Annotated in this window: 2 protein-coding genes; one reads left to right on the top strand and one right to left on the bottom strand. The window is 47.9% G+C overall.

What is annotated here, in order from left to right:
- The coding region (locus ACS8FD_RS18610) for an NAD(P)/FAD-dependent oxidoreductase (RefSeq protein ID WP_439276935.1) at positions 1-154 on the top strand (154 nt) is incomplete at its 5' end.
- 86 nt (positions 155-240) lie between these two features.
- Here the strand turns inward: ACS8FD_RS18610 and ACS8FD_RS18605 are convergent.
- Positions 241-847 (bottom strand): oxidoreductase (locus ACS8FD_RS18605; protein ID WP_459252156.1); only part of this gene is annotated, 607 nt, incomplete at its 5' end.

Raw genomic sequence — 847 nt, 5'->3', positions numbered from 1 at the left:
AAAAACCGATGAGGTGTCGTCAAAAACAATGCAGAGCAATTTTCAGGACGGTCTATACTTTATCGGTGAGGTGCTTGATGTCACGGGCTGGCTTGGCGGCTATAACTTTCAATGGGCCTGGGCAAGCGGTTTTGTCTGCGGCGAAGTCGTTTAACCATTAATACAAGCTCAAAAAAAGCCGCCCTACTATGACAGTAAGGCGGCTTTTTATTATATTAACATGTAAAACTAAGCGTACACTTACGCTTGTTTTTGCTCCAAATACGGATAATCGGTATAACCCTCAGCACCGCCACCATAGAAGGTTTGTGGATGCTGTTCATTGAGCGGCGCATCTTGACGAATACGCTCAGGCAAATCAGGGTTTGCAATGAAATCACGACCAAACGCAACCGCGTCAATATAGCCTTCACGGACATTTCTTTCTGCTTTTTCGGCCGTATAGCCACCCGCTGCAATGATCGTATTGTCAAAGGCATCACGAATACGCTGGCGGAAACCGTCATTATATGGCGTGCCTCCTGCCCAATCAGGCTCAGAGAGATGAAGATACATCAAACCGCGTTTATTGATTTGCTCAATGAGCCAGATGTTATCATCTTCATCATAGCCGGCTTCTACGGCGTTAAACGTGCCCTGTGGCGAGAGTCGAATACCGACGTGATCGTTGTCCCACTCATCGACACAAGCATCGATGACATCAAGGGTTAAGCGCGCGCGGTTTTCACGACTGCCGCCGTATTCGTCATCACGCTTGTTGGTTTGTTCAACCCAGAATTGATGCAACAGATAACCATGGGCACCATGAACCTCTACGCCGTCAAATCCTGCTTCTCGTGCCGTCTTG

Source organism: Psychrobacter sp. 1U2 (genome assembly GCF_051847575.1).
Note: the sequence above shows the minus strand (reverse complement) of the source record. Positions and strands in the feature narration are given on the sequence as shown.